General features: G+C 60.0%; 15 protein-coding genes. 1 reads left to right on the top strand and 14 read right to left on the bottom strand.

The genetic code is table 11. The features are described from left to right. Nucleotides 1–77: 77 nt before the first annotated feature. Nucleotides 78–1,175 carry a TRAP transporter substrate-binding protein gene (locus tag JZX89_RS06440; RefSeq protein ID WP_149899224.1) on the bottom strand — a complete coding sequence of 366 codons (1,098 nt, stop codon included), beginning with the start codon at nucleotides 1,173–1,175 and terminating at the stop codon, nucleotides 78–80. 293 nt (nucleotides 1,176–1,468) lie between these two features. Here JZX89_RS06440 and JZX89_RS06435 point away from each other — a divergent pair, with 293 nt between their 5' ends. After that, nucleotides 1,469–2,224 (top strand): gamma-glutamyl-gamma-aminobutyrate hydrolase family protein, encoded by a 756-nt coding sequence (locus JZX89_RS06435; RefSeq protein WP_207133456.1) that lies wholly within the window; start codon nucleotides 1,469–1,471, stop codon nucleotides 2,222–2,224. 100 nt (nucleotides 2,225–2,324) lie between these two features. On the opposite strand, the gene JZX89_RS06430 is transcribed toward JZX89_RS06435, so the two are convergent. From JZX89_RS06430 to JZX89_RS06370, 13 genes are all read right to left on the bottom strand, one after another. Beyond that, on the bottom strand, nucleotides 2,325–3,356 hold the full coding sequence (locus JZX89_RS06430) for an ABC transporter permease (RefSeq protein WP_149899226.1): 1,032 nt from the start codon (nucleotides 3,354–3,356) through the stop codon (nucleotides 2,325–2,327). Nucleotides 3,357–3,388: 32 nt separating this feature from the next. Further along, complete coding sequence (locus JZX89_RS06425; protein WP_207133455.1) at nucleotides 3,389–4,930, bottom strand: sugar ABC transporter ATP-binding protein; 1,542 nt, start codon at nucleotides 4,928–4,930, stop codon at nucleotides 3,389–3,391. Between the two features lie 237 nt (nucleotides 4,931–5,167). Next, entirely contained in the window at nucleotides 5,168–6,097 is a 930-nt protein-coding gene (locus JZX89_RS06420; RefSeq protein WP_149899228.1) for a sugar ABC transporter substrate-binding protein, read from the bottom strand. A 415-nt stretch (nucleotides 6,098–6,512) separates the two neighbouring features. Continuing rightward, on the bottom strand, nucleotides 6,513–7,955 hold the full coding sequence (locus tag JZX89_RS06415) for a M20 family metallopeptidase (protein ID WP_207133454.1): 1,443 nt from the start codon (nucleotides 7,953–7,955) through the stop codon (nucleotides 6,513–6,515). Between the two features lie 129 nt (nucleotides 7,956–8,084). Further along, entirely contained in the window at nucleotides 8,085–9,629 is a 1,545-nt protein-coding gene (locus JZX89_RS06410) for an ABC transporter substrate-binding protein (protein ID WP_207133453.1), read from the bottom strand. A gap of 36 nt (nucleotides 9,630–9,665) precedes the next feature. Beyond that, nucleotides 9,666–10,502, bottom strand: a complete 837-nt coding sequence (locus JZX89_RS06405) for a serine hydrolase (RefSeq protein ID WP_188356019.1) — start codon at nucleotides 10,500–10,502, stop codon at nucleotides 9,666–9,668. Nucleotides 10,503–10,515: 13 nt separating this feature from the next. Then, nucleotides 10,516–12,150 (bottom strand): ABC transporter ATP-binding protein, encoded by a 1,635-nt coding sequence (locus JZX89_RS06400; RefSeq protein ID WP_207133452.1) that lies wholly within the window; start codon nucleotides 12,148–12,150, stop codon nucleotides 10,516–10,518. After that, a complete protein-coding gene (locus tag JZX89_RS06395; protein WP_153514746.1) occupies nucleotides 12,147–12,965 on the bottom strand; it encodes an ABC transporter permease in 819 nt (272 codons plus the stop codon). The genes JZX89_RS06400 and JZX89_RS06395 overlap by 4 nt, the downstream gene beginning before the upstream one ends. Further along, entirely contained in the window at nucleotides 12,962–13,906 is a 945-nt protein-coding gene (locus tag JZX89_RS06390) for an ABC transporter permease (protein WP_153514744.1), read from the bottom strand. The genes JZX89_RS06395 and JZX89_RS06390 overlap by 4 nt, the downstream gene beginning before the upstream one ends. Before the next feature lie 180 nt (nucleotides 13,907–14,086). After that, a complete protein-coding gene (locus JZX89_RS06385; RefSeq protein WP_153514743.1) occupies nucleotides 14,087–14,992 on the bottom strand; it encodes a LysR family transcriptional regulator in 906 nt (301 codons plus the stop codon). Between the two features lie 103 nt (nucleotides 14,993–15,095). Further along, the gene (locus JZX89_RS06380) at nucleotides 15,096–16,040 is read right to left on the bottom strand and encodes an isoaspartyl peptidase/L-asparaginase family protein (RefSeq protein WP_207133451.1); all 945 of its coding nucleotides are present in this window, start codon (nucleotides 16,038–16,040) and stop codon (nucleotides 15,096–15,098) included. A gap of 44 nt (nucleotides 16,041–16,084) precedes the next feature. Beyond that, on the bottom strand, nucleotides 16,085–17,623 hold the full coding sequence (locus tag JZX89_RS06375; RefSeq protein ID WP_207133450.1) for a hydantoinase/oxoprolinase N-terminal domain-containing protein: 1,539 nt from the start codon (nucleotides 17,621–17,623) through the stop codon (nucleotides 16,085–16,087). After that, nucleotides 17,620–18,696, bottom strand: coding sequence for an S-methyl thiohydantoin desulfurase family protein (locus tag JZX89_RS06370; protein ID WP_207133449.1), 1,077 nt, complete (start codon nucleotides 18,694–18,696; stop codon nucleotides 17,620–17,622). The genes JZX89_RS06375 and JZX89_RS06370 overlap by 4 nt, the downstream gene beginning before the upstream one ends. Nucleotides 18,697–18,809: the final 113 nt, after the last annotated feature.

Here is an 18,809-nt window from a genome sequence, read left to right as displayed (position 1 = left end):
AAATTCCAGCTCAAGAACAAAAAGCCCCGGAGACCGAAATCTCCGGGGCTTTCTGCCGGTCCGCCTTTACCGAAAGATCAGAGCTTTCCGTTGCGCTGCTGAATCATCATGAATGTATCAAACGTATATTCCGCAAGCTGCATCCACAGATAGCCCTCGCGCTTGAAGGCCACCTGGTCCTCGTAAATCTTCTTGAAGTCAGGGTTGGATGCCGAGATATTGGCATAGACCTCCAGCGCAGCCTTATAGCAGGCTTCGAGGATTTCCTGGCTAAACGGCCGCAGAACAGCGCCTTCAGCCACAAGTTGCCGCACCGCAGTCGGATTTTTGGCGTCATATTTCGCCATCATGCTGGTGTTTGCAAAGGCGCAGGCATCCTGCAACACCGCCTGGTAATTCTTCGGCAGGCTGTTCCATTTGTCCAGATTGACGAAGGAATGGATGACCGGGCCGCCTTCCCAGAAGGCAGGGTAATAATAATATTTCGCAACCTTGTAGAAACCGAGCTTGTGGTCGTCATAGGGTCCGACCCATTCGGCAGCATCAATGGTGCCTTTTTCCAGTGCCGGATAGATGTCGCCGCCGGCGATCTGCTGCGGCACGACACCGAGCTTTTCCACCACCTTGCCGGCCAGACCGGCAATGCGCATCTTCACGCCCTTGAAATCATCGACGGTATTGATTTCCTTGCGGAACCAGCCACCCATCTGCGCGCCGGTATTGCCTGAGATCATGCCGTAAAGATTGTGCTTGGCGTAGAATTCGTTGAGCAGCTTGTTGCCGTTGCCTTCATAGAACCAGGAATTGGTCAGGCGGGCATTGAGGCCGAAGGGTATCGCCGTGCCGATGGCGAAAGTAGGATCTTTGCCGACGTAATAGTAGGAACAGGTATGGCACATTTCCACCGTGCCTGACGACACGGCATCGGCCGCCTGCAGGCCGGGCACGATTTCACCGGCAGCAAAGGGCTGGATGGTGAAATTGCCGTCGGTTGCGGCAGCGACGTGCTTGGCAATATCCTCGGCACCGCCATAGATCGTGTCGAGCGATTTCGGAAACGACGACGTCAGACGCCAGGTAATCTTGGTATTCTGCTGTGCAATGGCGGGCGCGGCCAGAGCGGCCGTAGCGGCTCCCGCAAGCGCACCTTTTTTCATAAAGGAACGGCGATCCATCTATATCCTCCCAGATATGAACGCTGCCCGCAGCTTTGAATTCCCCTCTTTGCTGTTCAGGCATCGCAGCAAAGTAAGCACGGTTACCGCCCGGCTGACAAGCACCCGGGCCAAGAATTAATCGCGGAAAACCGGCCTTTTCGGGAACTCCCCTTCGTATTTTATTTGCAACTGAAATATCCTCGCACCGCCTTATACTTTAGGCGCATCCATTACCGGCAAAACGCAAAACACCTGCTTGACTTGGCGCACCGGCAGTCGCACAAATTTCGAAGATTCGCCCCGGAGCCACCATGCCAAAACCCATTATTGCCGTTCCCGCCGACATCCGGCACTTCACCGGAGCCGACTGGCACGCGGCGCAGAACCAGTATCTTTCCGCCGCGTTGAAGGTTGCCGGTGTCATGTCCTTCATCGTTCCGGCCTTCGAGGACGGTAACGAGGTCGACGCCATTCTGGACAGGGTAGACGGCCTGCTCGTCTCCGGCTCGGCCACCAATGTGCACCCATCGCTCTATGGAAAAGAGGCGCAGGAAAGCGACGGCCCCTTCGATCCCGCCCGCGACGCGACCAGCCTGCCGCTCATTCGCCGCGCCATCGAACGTGGCATTCCGATGCTGGCCATCTGTCGCGGCATTCAGGAGTTGAATGTTGCGCTCGGCGGCACGTTGGCCTCCGAGATTCAGGAACAGGCAGGCATCTGGGATCACCGCAAGCCCGAACATGACGACCGCGACGTGTCCTTCGCCATTCGCCAGTCCGTGCATGTCCGAGAAGGCTCCTGCATTGCGCAGCACCTCGGCATGTCGGGCGAAATCCAGATCAACTCGCTGCACCGGCAGGCGGTTGCCGAAACAGCACCGCGCCTTCAGGTGGAGGCAACGGCAGCGGACGGCACGATCGAAGCCGTTTCCGTCATCGACGCCAAGGGCTTTGCCGTCGGTGTACAATGGCATCCGGAATATTGGGCCGAGACGGACGCGCCATCGCGCGCCTTGTTCGAGGCCTTCGGCAAGGCTGTTCACGAGTACAGAAACAGCAAGGCCTAAAAATCATCCCCTGCCCTCCGACATAAGTCGGGTCTCCAAGGCCAGCGCATAAAAAAAGGGCAAGCCTGAAAGCTTGCCCCAAGTCCGGGAGGAGGAGTGTTTAGCGCTTTGCGCGTTTCTTCTGTCGGTAGACGTCGGCGACGACGGCGGCCACGATGATCAGGCCTTTGACGATCTCCTGATAATAGGCATCGACCCTGAGGAACGTGAAGCCGGATGTCATGACCCCGAGAATGATGGTGCCGATGACGGTTCCGGTGATGCGGCCGGCACCGCCGGCAAGCGACGTGCCGCCGATAACGGCTGCGGCGATGGCGTCGAGTTCATACATCACGCCCATGCCGGCCTGCGCGGTCTGTGCACGGGCGGCGGTGACGACACCGGCGAGACCTGCCAGCATGCCGGCAATGGCATAGACCTTGATGAGATGCGCCTCGATATTGATACCGGAAACGCGTGCCGCCTGCTGGTTAGCGCCAATCGCATAGGTGAACTTGCCATAACGCGTATAACGCAGCGCAACGTGGAAGATCGCGGCAACGACGAGGAAAACGACGACCGGCCAGATGCCCGTGCCGATGAAGTTGAAACCATCGGTCAGGCCGGAGATCGGCTGGCCCTTCGTGTACCACTTGGAAAGGCCACGCGCGGTCACCATCATGCCAAGTGTTGCGATGAAGGGTGGGATTTTCGTGCGTGCAATCAGCTGCCCGTTGATGAACCCGGCCAAAGCCCCGGCCAATATGCCGACAGCGAGCGGTATAAAGAAGGGCAGGTCGGTCAAGCCGGGATAAAGCGCCCGCGGCCAGGTGGAGGATTGCGCCACGCTGGCAGACAGCATCGCCGTCAGGCCGACAACCGAACCGGAGGACAGGTCGATGCCGCCGGTAATGATGACCTGCGTCACGCCAACGGCGATGATGCCGATCACCGACACCTGCAGGATCATGATTGTCAGGCGCTGCTGGTTCATCAGGAAGCTCTGGCCGATGAAAATCCAGCCGAGAATTTCATAGACCAGCGCGATGCCGATCAGCACGAAAAAGATATTGGCTTCCGGCGGTATGCGCCTGTGCGGCTTGCGTCCGGATTTTGCATCCAACTCTGCGTTGGCGGCGGCGTTTGTGTTCATAATCATTCCTCCTCGAGAAATCCCGGCGCGCCTCACCGCGATGCGAGATCCATCACCTTCACCTGCGTGGCTTCACTTCTGTCAAGGAAACCCGTGACCCGACCTTCATGCATGACCATGACACGGTCGCTCATACCCAGAACCTCCGGCATTTCGGAGGAAATCATGATGACGGCGACGCCCTCGCGCGCCATCTCGCAAACCAGCTTGTGAATTTCCGCCTTGGCCCCGACATCGATGCCGCGCGTCGGTTCATCCAGAATGAGGATGCGCGGCTTGGTCAGCATCCAGCGGCCAATCAGCACCTTCTGCTGGTTGCCGCCCGACAGGTTTTCGATACGCTCGTAAAGATGCGGCGTCTTGACCCGGAGCTTGCGGCACATTTCCTCGCAGGCTTCCGAAAGGGCGTTTTCCTGCACGAAACCGTTGGCGACATATTTGTCCTGCAACACGGCGATCTGCATGTTCTCCAGAATATTGAGGATCAGCAGACACCCGGTATCCTTGCGGTCTTCCGTCAGGAACGCCATGCGGTGGCGAATGGCCTCTGTCGGGCTCATGATCGAAACCGGCTTGCCATTGATTGCAACAGTACCCGACGACGCCGGCGTGACGCCGAACACCGTTTCCGCCACATTCGAACGGCCCGAGCCGACAAGACCGGCAACGCCGAGAATTTCACCGGCACGAACATCGAAAGAGACGTCGTGAAACACGCCGTCGAGCGTCAGGTTCTTGACCGACAGCACCACATCGCCGATCGGAACCTCTTCCTTCGGGAACATCTGGGTGATTTCGCGGCCCACCATCATGCGGATGATGTCATCACGCGTCACATCGGTGGAGGCGTGAGTGCCGATATATTTGCCGTCGCGGAAGACGGAAAACTCGTCGGCGATCTCAAACAACTCATTCATCTTGTGGGTGATGTAGACGATGCCGATGCCGCGTTCCCTGAGGTCGCGAATGATGCGGAACAGATGTTCCACCTCGCGCTCCGTCAGCGCCGATGTCGGCTCATCCATGATCAGAACGTCGGAATCGTAGGAAACCGCCTTGGCGATCTCGACCATCTGTCGGCTCGCAACCGACAGCTCGCCGACGCGCGTTTCCGGGTCAAGGTCGATGCCGAGCCTTTCCAGCAGCGCTTCCGTGCGGCGATACATTTCGCCATGGTCGATGAAACCAAGCCGGTTTTTCGGCTCGCGGCGTATCCAGATGTTTTCGGCCACCGTCATATAGGCCATCAGGTTGAGTTCCTGATGGATCATGGCAATGCCGTTTTCGAGCGCGTCGAGTGGGGAATCGAGGCGTATAGGGGCGCCCTTCAGGCGGATTTCGCCGACATCCGGCTGGTAGATACCCGCAAGGATTTTCATCAGCGTCGATTTGCCGGCGCCGTTCTCGCCCATCAGCGCATGCACGGTGCCGCGCTTGAGGTGGAACTGCACATCATCAAGCGCCACGACGCCGGGAAATTCCTTGCGTATGCCTTCCGCTGCCAGAAGAAATTCTGCGTTCGGCACGGCGCCGCTGGCGCGCACGGCGGCCATTGTCGATGGACTGACGACCATCTCACCCTCCACAATAGACAAAAATGACCGGAAAATGGGCCTGCGAAATCGCAGCCGTCCTCCGGGGAGGCTTACAGCGCCGAGTCATTAACGACAAAAAGGGCGCTGTAACACTTTGAATTCACTGAAATTCTAATTATCGAGATCAGCCCGCAGGCTGGGCCTTCGGTTGCCGTCCGGGTCCGGCATCTGCTTCCGATGTTATGTCAATCGGGCGCAAATGCCGGAACGGGATCGTCAGTTCTTGGCCACGTAGTCCTTGACGTTCTCAGGCGTGACGAGCTGGAAGGGAATGTAGACCTTCTTGTCGACCTTGTCGCCCTTGACCAGCTTCAGCGCCGCATCGAGAGCGCCCTTGCCCTGGCCCGCAGCATCCTGGAACACCGTCACATCGAGATCGCCTGACCGCATGGCGGCAAGCGCGTCCTGCGTGGCGTCTACACCGGCAACGACATAGTCCTTCATGTCCTTGCCAGCGGATTTCAGCGCCTGAATGGCACCAATGGCCATTTCATCATTGTTGGCGATGACCGCGTTGAATTCGACACCACTGGAGAGCCAGTTGGTGACGAGGTCGGCGCCCTGCGTGCGCTGCCAGTTGGCCGTCTGCTCTTCAACCACCGAAATGCCCTTGCAGTCATCGGTTTTCAGAACATCGTGCACGGCCTGCGTGCGCATGCGCGCGCCCTGGTTGGAAAGCTCGCCCATCATGACGACGGCTTTGCCTTTACCACCGAGAAGACGGCAAACTTCCTTGGTTTCCAGCGTACCGGCCACGGTTTCTTCAGATGCCACGAAGGCCTGTCCGTCCGGCAGGCTATCCACGTTCACCGGCTGGCGGTTAACATACACCAGAGGAATCTTGGCTTCTGTCGCAAGTTTCGACATGGCCGCCGTCGCGTCGGTATCAACCGGGTTGACGATGATCGCATCGACCTTGGACGCGATGAAGTTCTGAATCTGGCTCTGCTGCTTGGCAACGTCGTTCTGCGCGTCTTCAACCTGCAGGGTAACGCCCTTCAGTTCCTTGGAATAATCCTGCATGCCGTTGCGCAGCACGGTCAGGAAGTTGTCGTCGAACTGAGCCATCGAAACACCGACGGTTTCTGCATGTGCCGCCGTGCCCAGAAGCACAGACATGGCTGCACCAATAATAAGCTTCTTCATTGTTTTCTCCTCCGCGGTGTCCGGCGCCACCTCTCCCAGCCGGAAGCGGACCCGAAAGCCCGCCGCTACCTCCACATTCAGAAAACGGAATAATGAAACCGATTTTCTGCTGTTCGATATATTTATTCCATTTTTGGTTCGAACGTCAATGTTTTCTTCGCAGCCAGGCGACGAAGCGGCACACAAGGCGGTGATGATGGGAGCTTAAGAGGGATGGTGCTTCGGGGCGGATTGCCGACAGCTGTACCGGCCCGTTCTTTTCATGTCCTCCCCGCCCTTGCGACGAGGAGCCATAAACCTTTGAAATTATGGACCCCCGGGGCAAGCCCGAGGATAGCGCCAAGTTTGATGCGAGGTCGAATTCAATCTCAAGCCCGCATATCGGCCATTGAAACGGATGCTGGAACGGTACGTTCTATTTATGCGAACCGGGCATGACATCTGCGGGAATCGGGCAGACGTAATCGCTGCCTTCGGTCTTTTCCTGCCATTCCTTTTTTGCACTGGCGAGCAGTTCCGGCGAGGTCATCAGCGCAAGACCGGTCGATGCGAGCGTTTTGGCGGCATGCGCCATGGCCTTGTGGGCGGCCGGGCTCTTGCCCTGCGCTACCACCTGCCAGGTATGCGGATTTGTCCCGATCGCCCAGGCCGGCGTCCAGCACTGCGCGGTCGGCGTGATCCAGCTGACGTCACCGACATCGGTGGAACCCGCCCGGAAATGCGACTCGCCCTCGAAATCGCGCAGGCCGAGATGCAGGGGCGTCGAACCATCGATCTTCCGGTTGGAAAAGACATCGCCCTTTATCTGGTAGAGCCGGATGCTGCTTTTGATCGCCTCATCAGTAAAGGTGTCCTGAATACTCTTTGCGAAAGCGATATCCGCTTCGTCGAAGGCGACAGGGCCAAGCGCCACCATGTTTTCATGCATCGCCGTTTCCAGCGTGATGTTGGGCAGAAGGTTGGTGGAGGCAGTATCAAAGATGATCTCCACCTCGGTTTCGGTCATCATGGCCGCACCGCGCGCCACCTTGTCCACCCGGGCGGCAAGATCGAGCGCCTGGCGCATTTCCGGGGCGCGGATCAGGTAAAGCACTTCCGCCTTGGCCTGCACCACATTCGCCGCCTTGCCGCCGGTATCGGTGATCGCATAATGCACCCGGCAATCCTGCGGCATATGTTCACGCAGGAAATTGACGCCGACATTCATCAACTCAACAGCATCCAGAGCTGAGCGGCCGAGATGGGCGGCGTTGGAGGCGTGAGCCGCAACACCCTTGAAACGGTAGAAATATTCCAGCACGGCAAGATTATTGGTGGAACGTACGCCATTAAACGGTGCCGGGTGCCAGGTCAGCGCCGCATCGACATCATCAAACAGGCCGGCGCGGACCATGAAGGTCTTGCCGGAACCACCCTCTTCGCCGGGGCAACCGTAATAACGCACCGTGCCGGGCAGATTGCTGGCTTTCAGATGCCGGGCAAGCGCGATGGCCGCCATCAGCGAGCCGACGCCGAGCAGGTTGTGGCCACAACCATGGCCGGTGGCATCAGGTTCAAGCGGCTGAACCTGCGCCACATCGGCCACCTGGCTCATGCCGGCCAGCGCATCGAATTCACCGAGGAAGGCAATGACCGGCTTGCCGCTGCCGAATTCGCCGATGAAGGCCGTCTCCATGCCCGCCACACCACGGCGGACCGCGAAGCCATTTTCTTCAAGCGCGGCTGCCAGAACGCCGGCGGATTGCCGTTCTTCGAATTTCAGCTCGGCAAAATCCCAGATGCTGTCGCTCAGGGTGGTGAAATCGGGTTTCATCGCTTCAATTTCGGCGGCAATCGACATCACGGCTTCACGGTTCATGGCTTGTCCTCGCATTTCCGCCCTTTGCGGGCGCACGCAATCGTTTCGGCGGAGGCACCGCCAAATCCTTACAGTCTATGATGGAAAATGCCCGCGCCGGGCTTTACTTCCGGCGCGGGCGATCGTGGATCAGTTGTCGACCGAGACTTCCCAGAGGCGGGCGTTCGACTGCCAGACCGGCTGGCCCTTGAGCTTCTTCGTCGCACCCCAGACGTCGACCATGTCGTAAAGGAAGATGCCGGGCATTTCCTTCAGCATCAGCTCATGGAACTCGTCAAAAATCTTCTGACGCTTGGTCTGGTCGGCCTCGACATAGGCGGCCTTCATCAGCTCGATCGCCTTCGGATCATCCCACATCAACGAGGCGTTCTTGTCCTTGTTGCCGACATAGAAGGCATACATCAGAGCCGGATCGAGGCGCGGGGCGACAGACTGTGAGATCACCTGATAATTGCCGGAACGACGGCGGTCGACCTGCGTGGCATAATCCAGCACCTCGATCTGCACGTTGAGACCCGCCTGCTGCATCATCGCCTGCGCCATGACAGCAGCCGGGAAGCTCGGCACGTTGCCGCGCTTGTTGGCGATGATGGAGATCGGTTCGCCCTTGTAACCGGCAGCAGCCAGTTCCTTCTTGGCTGCCTCGATATCATAGGCCGGGCGCTTCTTCTGGGTCTCGTCGAAATAGACCGAGTCCTGCGAGACCATCGAACCGTTGGCTTCGCCCGTGCCGTTCGATGCGGCGGCGACCAGTTCGTCGAGATCAAGCGCCATCGCCATGGCGCGGCGCACGCCGGGGTTGCTCAGCACCTTGTCGCGCGTCTGGATGTAGAACAGGTTCTTGCCGTTGTTGCGGGCAACGATGAGCTGCATCTTCTCGTTGGTCTTGAATTCCGGAATGAGATCGGGAGAAATCTCGGCCGTATCGAGCACACCGGATTCAAGGCCCGCCTTCACGGTCGAAGCGTCCGGAATGACCATGAACTTGATGCCGTCGGCCAGCGGCCGCTTGGAGCCGACCATGCCGTCAGGCTTGCCGTCATTGGCCGGCGAAACATAATCGGCAAATTTGGCAAGGCGGATATATTCGCCCTTCTTCCACTCATCCCACTGGAAAGGGCCGGTGCCGATCGGCTTGACGAAGCTGCCATCGGCAGCGACGGATTCCGGCGAGATCATGCCGGTATAACCGCATTCCGGCCGCGACATCAGGCCGAGAAAAACGGCGGAGGGTTTTGCAAGCGTGATCTCGACCGTGGATGCATCCGTGGCCTTGACGCCGGTGACGTGTGCTGCCCCGCCTTCCGCAAAATCATTGAGGCAGGCCCATTTGGTTTCCGGCTTCAGGTAACGTGTCCAGTTCCAGACGACATCCGCTGCGGTGAGCGGCTTGCCATTGTGGAATTTCACGTCCTTGCGCAGCTTGAACGTATAGGTCAGGCCATCAGGCGCAACCTCGACGCTTTCGGCGAGAAGCGGTTTCACCTCGCCGGCATTGTTATAACCGACAAGGCCTTCGACGATATGCAGGATAACCCCGTCCGTATTGCCGTCACGGTTCACGCCCGGATTGTTGCTGCGCAGATCCGAGCTTTGCGCAATGGTGATGTCGCGGGCCGCCGCGATATTGGCCGTTACCAGCAGGGCAACGCCTGCGAGAAGAAGTTTTTTCACTGTTCTACCCTCTTTGTTGTCGTTGATTGTGATTGATTAAAACCCGTCCCAGCAGGCCTGTGCCAGCCGGCCGATCGTTTCGAGCGCGATGGTGTATCCGGGCGTACCATCAGGCATGGTTTGCGGCACCTCGTCGGTATAGGCGGTGATGATGAAAGACGGCGCGCCGTTTCTGTAGACGATGCCGGCATCCATGCGCCCGCGCTTGCCGCGTCCGCTCTTGCTGGCCACCATGGCCTCGAAAGGCAGGCGGGAGCGGATTCCATAACGCAAAATCTGGTTTTTCAGCGTCTGCATCGCCCAACCGCATAATTGCGGGCTGCAACCGAGCTTTGCCTGCGCCTCCGGCGAGGACTGGGCATCGAGGATGGTCTGCAGCAGAAGCACCTGATCCGCCGCCGAGGTGGTGGTGACGGTCTTCAGCGGATGATCCGCTGCAAGCGCCAATGGCGGAATGAGGAAACGGTGGTGGGTATTGGCCATGCCGAGCGATTTGCAATAGCTGTCCACCTCTTCCAGCGTCAGCCGTTCCAAGACCATCTTGGTGCAGACATTGTCGCTCAGCACCATCATGCCGGCCAGCGCATCGCGCAGGGAGATGACGATACCCGGCGTCATATAGCGGAACATGCCGCTCGCCACCTCTTCCGCCAGCCGCTTCTCATAGGTGACGGGCTGGTCGAGATCGATCCGGCCTTCGCTTGCGGCCTTGAGCACGGCCATCATGATCGACGTCTTGCGGGTACTGCCCGATGGCGTCTCCTCGTTTTCTCCCCGCCCGATCTCTTCGCCGGTCAGGAGATTGCGCACCATGAAGCGCGTCACGAAAGGCTGTGCATCACAGATCGCATTCAGTTGGGCAGCCACGGTCATTGTCATCTTCCTGTTAAACTTCATCTTCCAGACGCCATTTCAGTGTCACACCACCCTTTTCATTCTGGTCGAGGGCGGGAATGGCCGAGAGCAGCCGGCGCGTATAGGCCTCTCTCGGGCTGTCGAAAATCGTGTCGCGGTCACCTTCTTCGATGATGCGGCCGTCCTGCATGACGACGACACGGTCGGCCACCTGTTCGACCACGCCGAGATCGTGGCTGATGAATAGGCAGGAAAAACCATAACGTTTCTGCAGATCGGAAAAGAGATCGAGCACCTGCGCCCGCACCGTCACGTCAAGCGCGGACACCGGTTCGTCGGCGATCAGGAAACGCGGGCGGCGGGCAATGGCGCGGGCAATCGCCACACGCTGGCGCTGGCCGCCGGAAAGCTCGTGCGGATACCGGGCGGCAAAATCCGCAGCCAGCCCCACCTCCTCTAGCGTTTCCAGCGCCCGCTTGCGCTTGGCGGCCTGATCGAGGCCGGGCACGAGGCGCAACGCCTCTTCCACCAGCTCCTGAATGGTCATGCGCGGATCGAGGGAGGAATAGGGATCCTGAAACACCATCTGGCAATTCAGGCGATAATCGTTCCAGTCCTCGTTGCGCTCGCGGCCCTGAAAGCGGATTTGCCCTTCGCTTTCCTTGACCAGACCGGCAATGGTGCGTCCAAGCGTGGTCTTGCCGGAACCGGAGCCGCCGACCAGCGCCACGACCTCGCCCTCGTGAATATCGATGCTGACACCATGCAGCGCCCGCTTCGACTTGGCTTTTTTGAGCAGCGACTTGCGGCCGGCATAATCGACGACGATATTCCTTGCCGAAACCATCGGTGCCTTGCTGGTGTCGATGGCGCGCGGCTGCCCCCGAAAGGGCAGCGAGGAAAGCAGCTTTTTCGTATAGGGATGCTGCGGCGCATCCAGCAGGTCTTCGGTGCGGCCCTGTTCTACGATGGCGCCTTTTTCCATCACCACGATGCGGCTGGTATAACGCGCCACCATCGGCAGATCGTGGCTGATGAGCAGCACGGCGGTGCCTTCAGCCCGCGTCAGTTCCACCATCAGTTCCATGACGTCGCGCTGGATGACCGCATCGAGCGCCGTCGTCGGCTCATCCGCAATCAGCAAGGCCGGTTTCAGGAGCATGACCGAGGCCAGCATGATGCGCTGGCGCATGCCGCCTGAAAACTCATGCGGATAGGCTGCCAGTGCGCCTTCGGGGTCGCGGATGCCGACCCGCCGCAACATGCCGAGAATTTTCTCGCGGCGCTCTTCCGGCGACAGCTTCGTGTGAAGGACCAACCCCTCTTCCAGCTGTCGGCCGATCGTCATCGACGGATTGAGGGAGGTCATCGGCTCCTGAAACACGACGCCGATCTCTGCGCCGCGCAGGCGGCGAAGCGCGCTCGCCGGCAGGGACATCACGTCCTGCCCCTTGTAGATGACCGATCCGCCGGTAACGGCAATCGCAGGCGGCAGAAGCGAAATGAGCGAGCGTGTGGCAAGCGTTTTTCCCGATCCGCTTTCGCCGACGATGCCGAAGATTTCGCCAGCGGCAATATCGAAGGAGACATCCTTCACCACCCGGTGGCCACTTCCTTTGACCTCCAGCGAAAGGCCGCGCACGGTAAGAAGAGTATTGTCCGTCATTTGAGACCTCTCATGCGCGGGTCAAGCCTGTCGCGCAGGGCATCGCCCAGAAGATTGATGCCGAGCAGCGTCAGCGCGATGCAGAGACCGGGGAACAGCCCGAGCCAGACGGCCTGCTGGATGAAGGGCCGGCCGGCGGCCAGCATGTTGCCCCAAGTAGGGGCCGGCGGCGGCACACCGAGACCGAGGAAGGAGAGCGCGCTTTCCGACAGGATGGCCCAGCCGAACATGGAGGTGGCAAGAACCGTGATCGGCGCGATGCAATTGGGCAGGATATGGCGGAACATGGTGTAGATCTCGCCATTGCCCATCACCAGCGACGCCTCGATGAATTCCCGCTCACGCAGAGAAAGCACCGCACCGCGCACCACGCGGGCCATGGATGGCGTATAGGCGATGCCGAGCGCGAAGATGATGCCATACTGGTTTGCGCCGAACACCGCGAGCAAACCGAGTGCCAGAAGAATACCCGGAAAGGCCAAGAGTGCATTGTTGATGGCCATGATGACGCCATCCACCCAGCCGCGCGCATAACCGCTGACAAGGCCGATCAGGGTACCGAAGATCGTCGCGAAGCTGACCGTCAGGAAGCCGATCCAGACGCTCGCGCGCGCGCCGACCATCAGGCGGCTCAAAACATCGCGCCCGAATTCGTCGGTGCCGAGCAGATGACTGGCGCTTGGGCCGGCCAGACGCGAGGCGAAACCGAGCTTCATCGGATCATACGGCGTCCAGAGCAGGCCTGTCATGGCTGTGATGAGCAGGATGGCGATGAGAAAGCCGCCGATAAGCCCGTTGAGTGTGAACTTTTTCATTCGGCAACCACCCGCGGATCGAAGAGGGGATAAAGAAGGTCGACGAAGAGGTTGACCAGCACATAGGACAGCGAGACGAACAGCAGGCAGCCCTGGATCACGGGGTAGTCGCGGGCGAAGATACTATCGACCATCAGCCGTCCGAGACCCGGAATGGTGAACACCGTCTCGATGACGGCGATGCCGCCGAGAAGATTGCCGAGGATAAGGCCGATCATCGTCCAGGTCGGGCCAAACGCATTCTTGAAGGCGTGCCGCCAGAGTACAGCGCTTTCCGAAAGCCCCTTGGCGCGGGCATGGGTGATGTAATCCAGCCGCAGCACTTCCAGCGTGGAGGCGCGCGCCATGCGGATCAGAACACCCATTTCGTGGATGACAAGCGTCATGACAGGCAGGACGAGATAAAGCATGCCGCCGACGAGATTGTCGCCGATCGACACATATCCCAGCACCGGCAACCAGCCGAGCTTGAGACCGAAGAACAGCAGAAGCAGAAGGCCCAGCCAGAATGTCGGGATGGACAAGAGCAGGGTTGCTGTGCCCACCAGCGCCAAATCGGTCAGGCTGTTCTGTTTCCAGGCGGCGATAACACCCGCCGGAACCGCAATCAGGCTGGCGAGCAGCACGGCGACCACGACGATCTCTGCACTGACAAGAAAGCGCGACACGACCAGCGGCAACACCGCCTCGTCATTGACGATGGAGCGGCCGAAATCGCCCTGCACCACATTGCCGGCCCAGATGACGAATTGTTGCGGCATGGACTTGTCGAGGCCGAGTTCGGTCCTCATCGCCTCGATCTGCTCGGGTTGCGCCATATCGCCCAGCATCAGGGCGGCCGGATCGCCCGGAATGAAGCGGATGAGCGCAAAAACCGTGATCGACACAAATGCGATCGTCGGCAGCGCCATCAAAAGACGGCTCAGTATAAATCTTATCATCGGTTCCCCACGATTGATGGCCGGGAATGAAATCCCGCCTCTATCGGTTTCGTTGCCGATGACTATGACGGAATGATAAATAAGGCGCAATATTATGCGTAAACGTCATACGTCTATGCAGAATGGCCGCATGTTCTGCCCTGACAGAGACAATGAGATTTCTTGCGTAAAACCCCGTTCTCAGTCGATTTTTTGCGATAGCTGGATTTCCCGCTTCAGGGCGTCGCTGAGCGCCTGCGCGGCGATGGAGAGCGGCGCGCCGGAGGCGCGGGCAAGGCCGAACTCCTGCGTCGACTGGGGAATAAACGGCCGGGCGACGACGGGAAGGTGCCGGTAAAGATTCGCGTAAAAACTGCTGATGATCGTCACCCCCAGCCCGTGCGCGACATAGGCGCAGGCGGAACTGTTGGTATGGGTCTCGATCTTCACCATCGGTTTGACGCCCGCCTTCTTGAAGACCTGATCGAGCGCCATGCGGTTCGGCCGCTGCCGGCCGATCAGGATCAGCGGAATGTTGCGCAGGTCCTTGACGGTGATTTCGGCAAGCCCGGCAAGCGGATGGTCCTGCCGGACCACGCAGACGCTTTTACCAGTCGCAACACGCTCGACATCGATGCCCGGCCCGATCTCGCCTTCCATTCGCAGGAAACCGAGATCAATTACCCGCTCGCCGACCAGCTTGTTGATGGCGGTGGTCGTTTCGAAAAAAGTCTCGATACGCACCCCCGGAAAATCCCTGACATAGTCGATCAGCATCGCGGGCGCAAAATTTTCCCACATGCTGCTCGGCAGGCCGATGCGGACGATTTCCGGACCGGCCGCACCATTACGCAGATCTTCAGCGTGGCCGGACATACGATCAACGGCAAGCAGCACATTTTCCGCATCGCTGGCAAGAAGTGCGGCCTCCGGCGTCGGTATCAGCCGCCCCTTGTCACGGGCAAACAGCGTCAGCGACAGGTCCGCCTCCAGCTGCGCCAGAAGCCGGCTGACACCGGACTGGCTGAGGCCCATGGCCTTGGCTGTAGCGATGGTGGAGCCGGTGGAGAGAAGCGTGCGCAGGACTTCGAGTTGCTTGATGTTCATGAGGCCAGCACCATGGATGAAAAACGCGCCTGTATCGGTTCAAACCTTTTGCCGCCGATAGTGCTTCATGTCACCGGTTTTTTATTCCGAACGAGATAGCGGCCTACAATTTCACCTCATAGACCGTGTCATGGGTGGCAACGCGTGCCTCGCCCGATGGCGTCACCCAGCCACGAAACATGCCGGGCGTGTTATAGGGTGCGGCAATGCCGCCTTCGGCGTCGATCGCCACAAGTCCGGCACCGATATCATAGGGGGCCAGATCCTTGTGGACCAGATTGCCGGCAGCGGTTTCCAGATCCTGTCCGAGGTAGGCGACGCGGGACGCGATCTCATGGCCGACGACATAACGGATGAAAAACTCGCCCTTGCCGGTGCCTGATACAGCGCAGGCGCCATCACGCGCATAGGTGCCGGCACCGATTACCGGGCTGTCGCCCACCCGGCCGTCCGGTTTGTTGGTGTAACCACCCGTCGAAGTGGCCGCGGCAAGGTGCCCCGCCGCATCGAGCGCCACCGCACCAACGGTTCCGTGTTTTTCGTTTTCGGTCGCTTCCGTGCCTGTGGCGGCATGGTGCTTCATCGCCGCCAGCGCCTCCACGCGCTTTTGCGTGGTGAAATAGGATTGAGGCTCGGTGGCAAGCCCTTTTTCCTTTGCGAAGCGGTCGGCCGCCTCACCCGTCAGATAGACGGCACGTTCATCCACCATCAGCGCGCGAGCCGCCTTCACCGGATTGCGAATGGCACGGGATGCGCTGATCGCACCTGCCGCCAGCGTTTCACCATCCATGATCGAGGCGTCGAGTTCGTGAATGCCGTTTTCGTTGAGTGCGGCACCATGCCCGGCATTAAAATGCGGGCTATCCTCCATGACGACGACAGCCGCCTCGACGGCTTCGAGCGCGGTTCCGCCAGCCTTCAGCACACCGTAACCGGCACGCAGCGCTGCCGCCAGATCATCACGCGCGGCAGCCCACTCCTCGGCCGTCATGCTGTCTTCCGGCATCACGCCACAACCACCATGAATGGCCAGTGCGATCTTCGTCATGTGCTCACTCCCTCGTAGCCCTGTCCCGGCAGGGCCTCTTACCATCAATGAAAGGAGATATCGCCGATGACCCGCACGCGGACACGGCGCGCGCCCCCAGGCAGATAGGCGATCGGGATATCCTCGACTTCAAGCGTCTTGAGACTTTCGCGCTCCGCACCTGAAGCAACCGCCGCGTTCTGTGCTTCGGTCTCGGCTTTCGCAAGGGCTTCGTCGCGGCTCAGGCCGGAAAAGACCTGATCCACCTCGCCGGAAACCTGCGCCATGGCCGCGCCGAGCGCATTGGCAACGCCGGCATTTTCCACACGCAGCACTTCCGATGCGCCCGGAACCGTTTCGGGAATGAGGAAAGCTCCGCCGCCGACTGCAACCAGCGGCACGTCTTCCGCAGAAGTCTTCATCTGGTCGAAACTGTCGGCCACCATGTCACGGATGCGTTGAAGCGAGGCCTGCACGAAAGCCGGGTCCAGACCCTTCACGCGATCTCTGTCACCCATCTCGATCAGGCCTGCGGCCACGGCAATATCCGATGTCGTCAGCGTTTCGCCGCCGAAAACGCGGGCTTCCGTGAGAATGCGATACCCCACCGAGCGCGGACCGATCTTGCCTGTCTGCGGATCGACGATGGTGCCACCGCCGAGCGCAATCGGTAGAAGATCGGGCATGCGGAAAAGCGTGCGCACCCCGCCAATATGGACGATATTGTTCGCCTCCCGCGGAAAACCGCCGACAAGGCAACCAATATCGGAGGTGGTGCCGCCGACATCCACCACCATGGCATCGGAAAGTCCGGTGAGGAACGCCGCACCGCGCATCGAATTGGTCGGGCCGGAGGCGAAGCTGTGCACGGGGTTTGCGGCAGCCACATCCGCCAGCGCCACCGTGCCATCGTTCTGAGTCAGATAGAACGGTGCTTTCACACCGGCTTCGCGCAGCGCATCCGAAAATGCCTGAACGGTGGTCTTGCCAAGCGTCTGCAAGGCAGCATTCAGGAGGGCGACATTCTCACGCTCCAGAAGCCCGATGCGGCCAAGCGTATGGGAAAGCGTGATGCGCGCATCAGGGATCACCGAACGCACAATCTCCGCCGCCCTCACCTCGCACTCCGTCGTCAGCGGCGAGAAGGTCGCCGAAATGGCGATGGAGGTAATGCCCGCATCGCGAATTTTCATCGCCGCCTCGCGGATTTCGTCGGGGATCATCGGCACCAGCGGGCTGCCGTCATACTCATGGCCGCCATGCACCATGAAGATCAGCGGATCGACGGCCTCACGGAGATCCTTCGGCCAATCACACATCGGCGGCAGCGAAGAACCTGTCGGCAGCGCGATGCGGATGGCGGCGACCCGCTCCAGCCTGGCGCGCTCCACCACTGCGTTGGTGAAATGGGTGGTGCCGATCATCACGGCATCGATCGGCCGGTCCGCCGCGCCGACATGGCCTGCCACATGAGCGAGCGCCGCCTTTACGCCGGAGAGGACATCCTGCGTGGTCGGGACCTTGATGGAGGCGACGATAGTGTCTCCATCGATCAGAACGGCATCCGTATTGGTGCCGCCAACGTCAATACCGATGCGTTTCATGGGAATACCGATCTGAAATCAATGTCATAACCGAAGGCGCGCGGGCCGACGGCAGCGATGCCGGCAGGTGTCGTCAAAAGCTCCGGCGCGGGTAAGGCGACAACCGTGACGCGCTGGCCGTAACGCACCGATTCCGTGCCGATGGCGCCGCCGGAAACAGTGTCGAGAAGGCAAAGCAGGTCCGGCGTCATGGCAACCGGCTGGCCATCGCGGAAGGCGACCGCCCATTCGTTCTGGAAGGCCAGTTCCATGCGCGAACCGCGGTCGGCATCGATGCCTTCGATGGTCGTGCTGCCGCGCAGGAAACCACCGGTGGTCTCGCGGGCCACATCCACCACCTTGCCGCGGAACAGCTGCTTGCCGCCCTCATGATCGAGAACCGCCTGAACCGGATCGTCATGGCGCGCACGCGCCTCCATCACCGCGCGCCCGAGTTCGGTCGCCTTGGTGACGGTGTAGTGAATGCCCCATTCCTTCACTTCCCTGCCGGTGCGCGGTGCCTTGCAGGTGGCGGCGGTGGAGCCGACTTCGGTGCAGACCTTGCGCGAGATGCGCTCCATCCACTTCCAGGAGGCCGCCCGCGTGACGATCACCTCATTGTCGCGCACATCGACCAGCGACAGCGGAAACATCGGCAGGTTGCCGATGGCGAAGGATGTCATCTGCGCTTCCGGATAGGCGCGTCCCATGGCGTCGGCATTCACGACCGGTCGGTCAAGCATGGCGGCGGCGAGGAAGGACGACAGTGCGTTCGAACCGCCGATTTCGACGCTCATGATCGCCCGGAACGGCTTGCCGAGATAATCCTCCATCACCTCGACAGCGCGAGCGAGATGGGCAGGGTCTCCCAACCGCTCCTGACCAACAAGCGGCGCACCCATCTTGGAGACGACCGCAACCATGTCGTCATCGGCGAGCGCCATGGGATCCATGACCTTCACCCGTTTGCCTTCGTCATAAAGACGGCGCAGATTGAGCGTCGAGATATAGGGGTTGCCGCCGCCGCCCGTTCCCAGAATCCAGGCGCCGGTGGCCAGAGGTTCGATATCGTCTTCGGAAAATTCCTGGATCATGCGTCATCCTCGGGCATGCCACAGCCTTTCCGGCTGCAAGCGATGCTCCTTCCCTTTGAAGTTCCAAGTCTGGCCAACCCCGCCTTTGTGGCGGGGCCGGTTTTCATGAAGCG

Origin of the sequence: Agrobacterium burrii (assembly GCF_017313405.1) — a bacterium.
In the GTDB taxonomy this organism is placed as follows: domain Bacteria; phylum Pseudomonadota; class Alphaproteobacteria; order Rhizobiales; family Rhizobiaceae; genus Agrobacterium; species Agrobacterium burrii.
This window is presented reverse-complemented; position numbering and strand designations above follow the sequence as displayed.

Bases quoted from the DNA above. Each gene is read 5' to 3' on its own strand.
- JZX89_RS06430 (WP_149899226.1), bottom strand. From the start codon at position 3,356: ATGAACACAAACGCCGCCGCCAACGCAGAGTTGGATGCAAAATCCGGA.
- JZX89_RS06400 (WP_207133452.1), bottom strand. From the start codon at position 12,150: ATGACGGACAATACTCTTCTTACCGTGCGCGGCCTTTCGCTGGAGGTC.
- JZX89_RS06395 (WP_153514746.1), bottom strand. From the start codon at position 12,965: ATGAAAAAGTTCACACTCAACGGGCTTATCGGCGGCTTTCTCATCGCC.
- JZX89_RS06420 (WP_149899228.1), bottom strand. From the start codon at position 6,097: ATGAAGAAGCTTATTATTGGTGCAGCCATGTCTGTGCTTCTGGGCACG.
- JZX89_RS06440 (WP_149899224.1), bottom strand. From the start codon at position 1,175: ATGGATCGCCGTTCCTTTATGAAAAAAGGTGCGCTTGCGGGAGCCGCT.
- JZX89_RS06405 (WP_188356019.1), bottom strand. From the start codon at position 10,502: ATGACCGTGGCTGCCCAACTGAATGCGATCTGTGATGCACAGCCTTTC.
- JZX89_RS06390 (WP_153514744.1), bottom strand. From the start codon at position 13,906: ATGATAAGATTTATACTGAGCCGTCTTTTGATGGCGCTGCCGACGATC.
- JZX89_RS06375 (WP_207133450.1), bottom strand. From the start codon at position 17,623: ATGAAACGCATCGGTATTGACGTTGGCGGCACCAATACGGATGCCGTT.
- JZX89_RS06380 (WP_207133451.1), bottom strand. From the start codon at position 16,040: ATGACGAAGATCGCACTGGCCATTCATGGTGGTTGTGGCGTGATGCCG.
- JZX89_RS06435 (WP_207133456.1), top strand. From the start codon at position 1,469: ATGCCAAAACCCATTATTGCCGTTCCCGCCGACATCCGGCACTTCACC.
- JZX89_RS06425 (WP_207133455.1), bottom strand. From the start codon at position 4,930: ATGGTCGTCAGTCCATCGACAATGGCCGCCGTGCGCGCCAGCGGCGCC.
- JZX89_RS06415 (WP_207133454.1), bottom strand. From the start codon at position 7,955: ATGAACCGTGAAGCCGTGATGTCGATTGCCGCCGAAATTGAAGCGATG.
- JZX89_RS06370 (WP_207133449.1), bottom strand. From the start codon at position 18,696: ATGATCCAGGAATTTTCCGAAGACGATATCGAACCTCTGGCCACCGGC.
- JZX89_RS06385 (WP_153514743.1), bottom strand. From the start codon at position 14,992: ATGAACATCAAGCAACTCGAAGTCCTGCGCACGCTTCTCTCCACCGGC.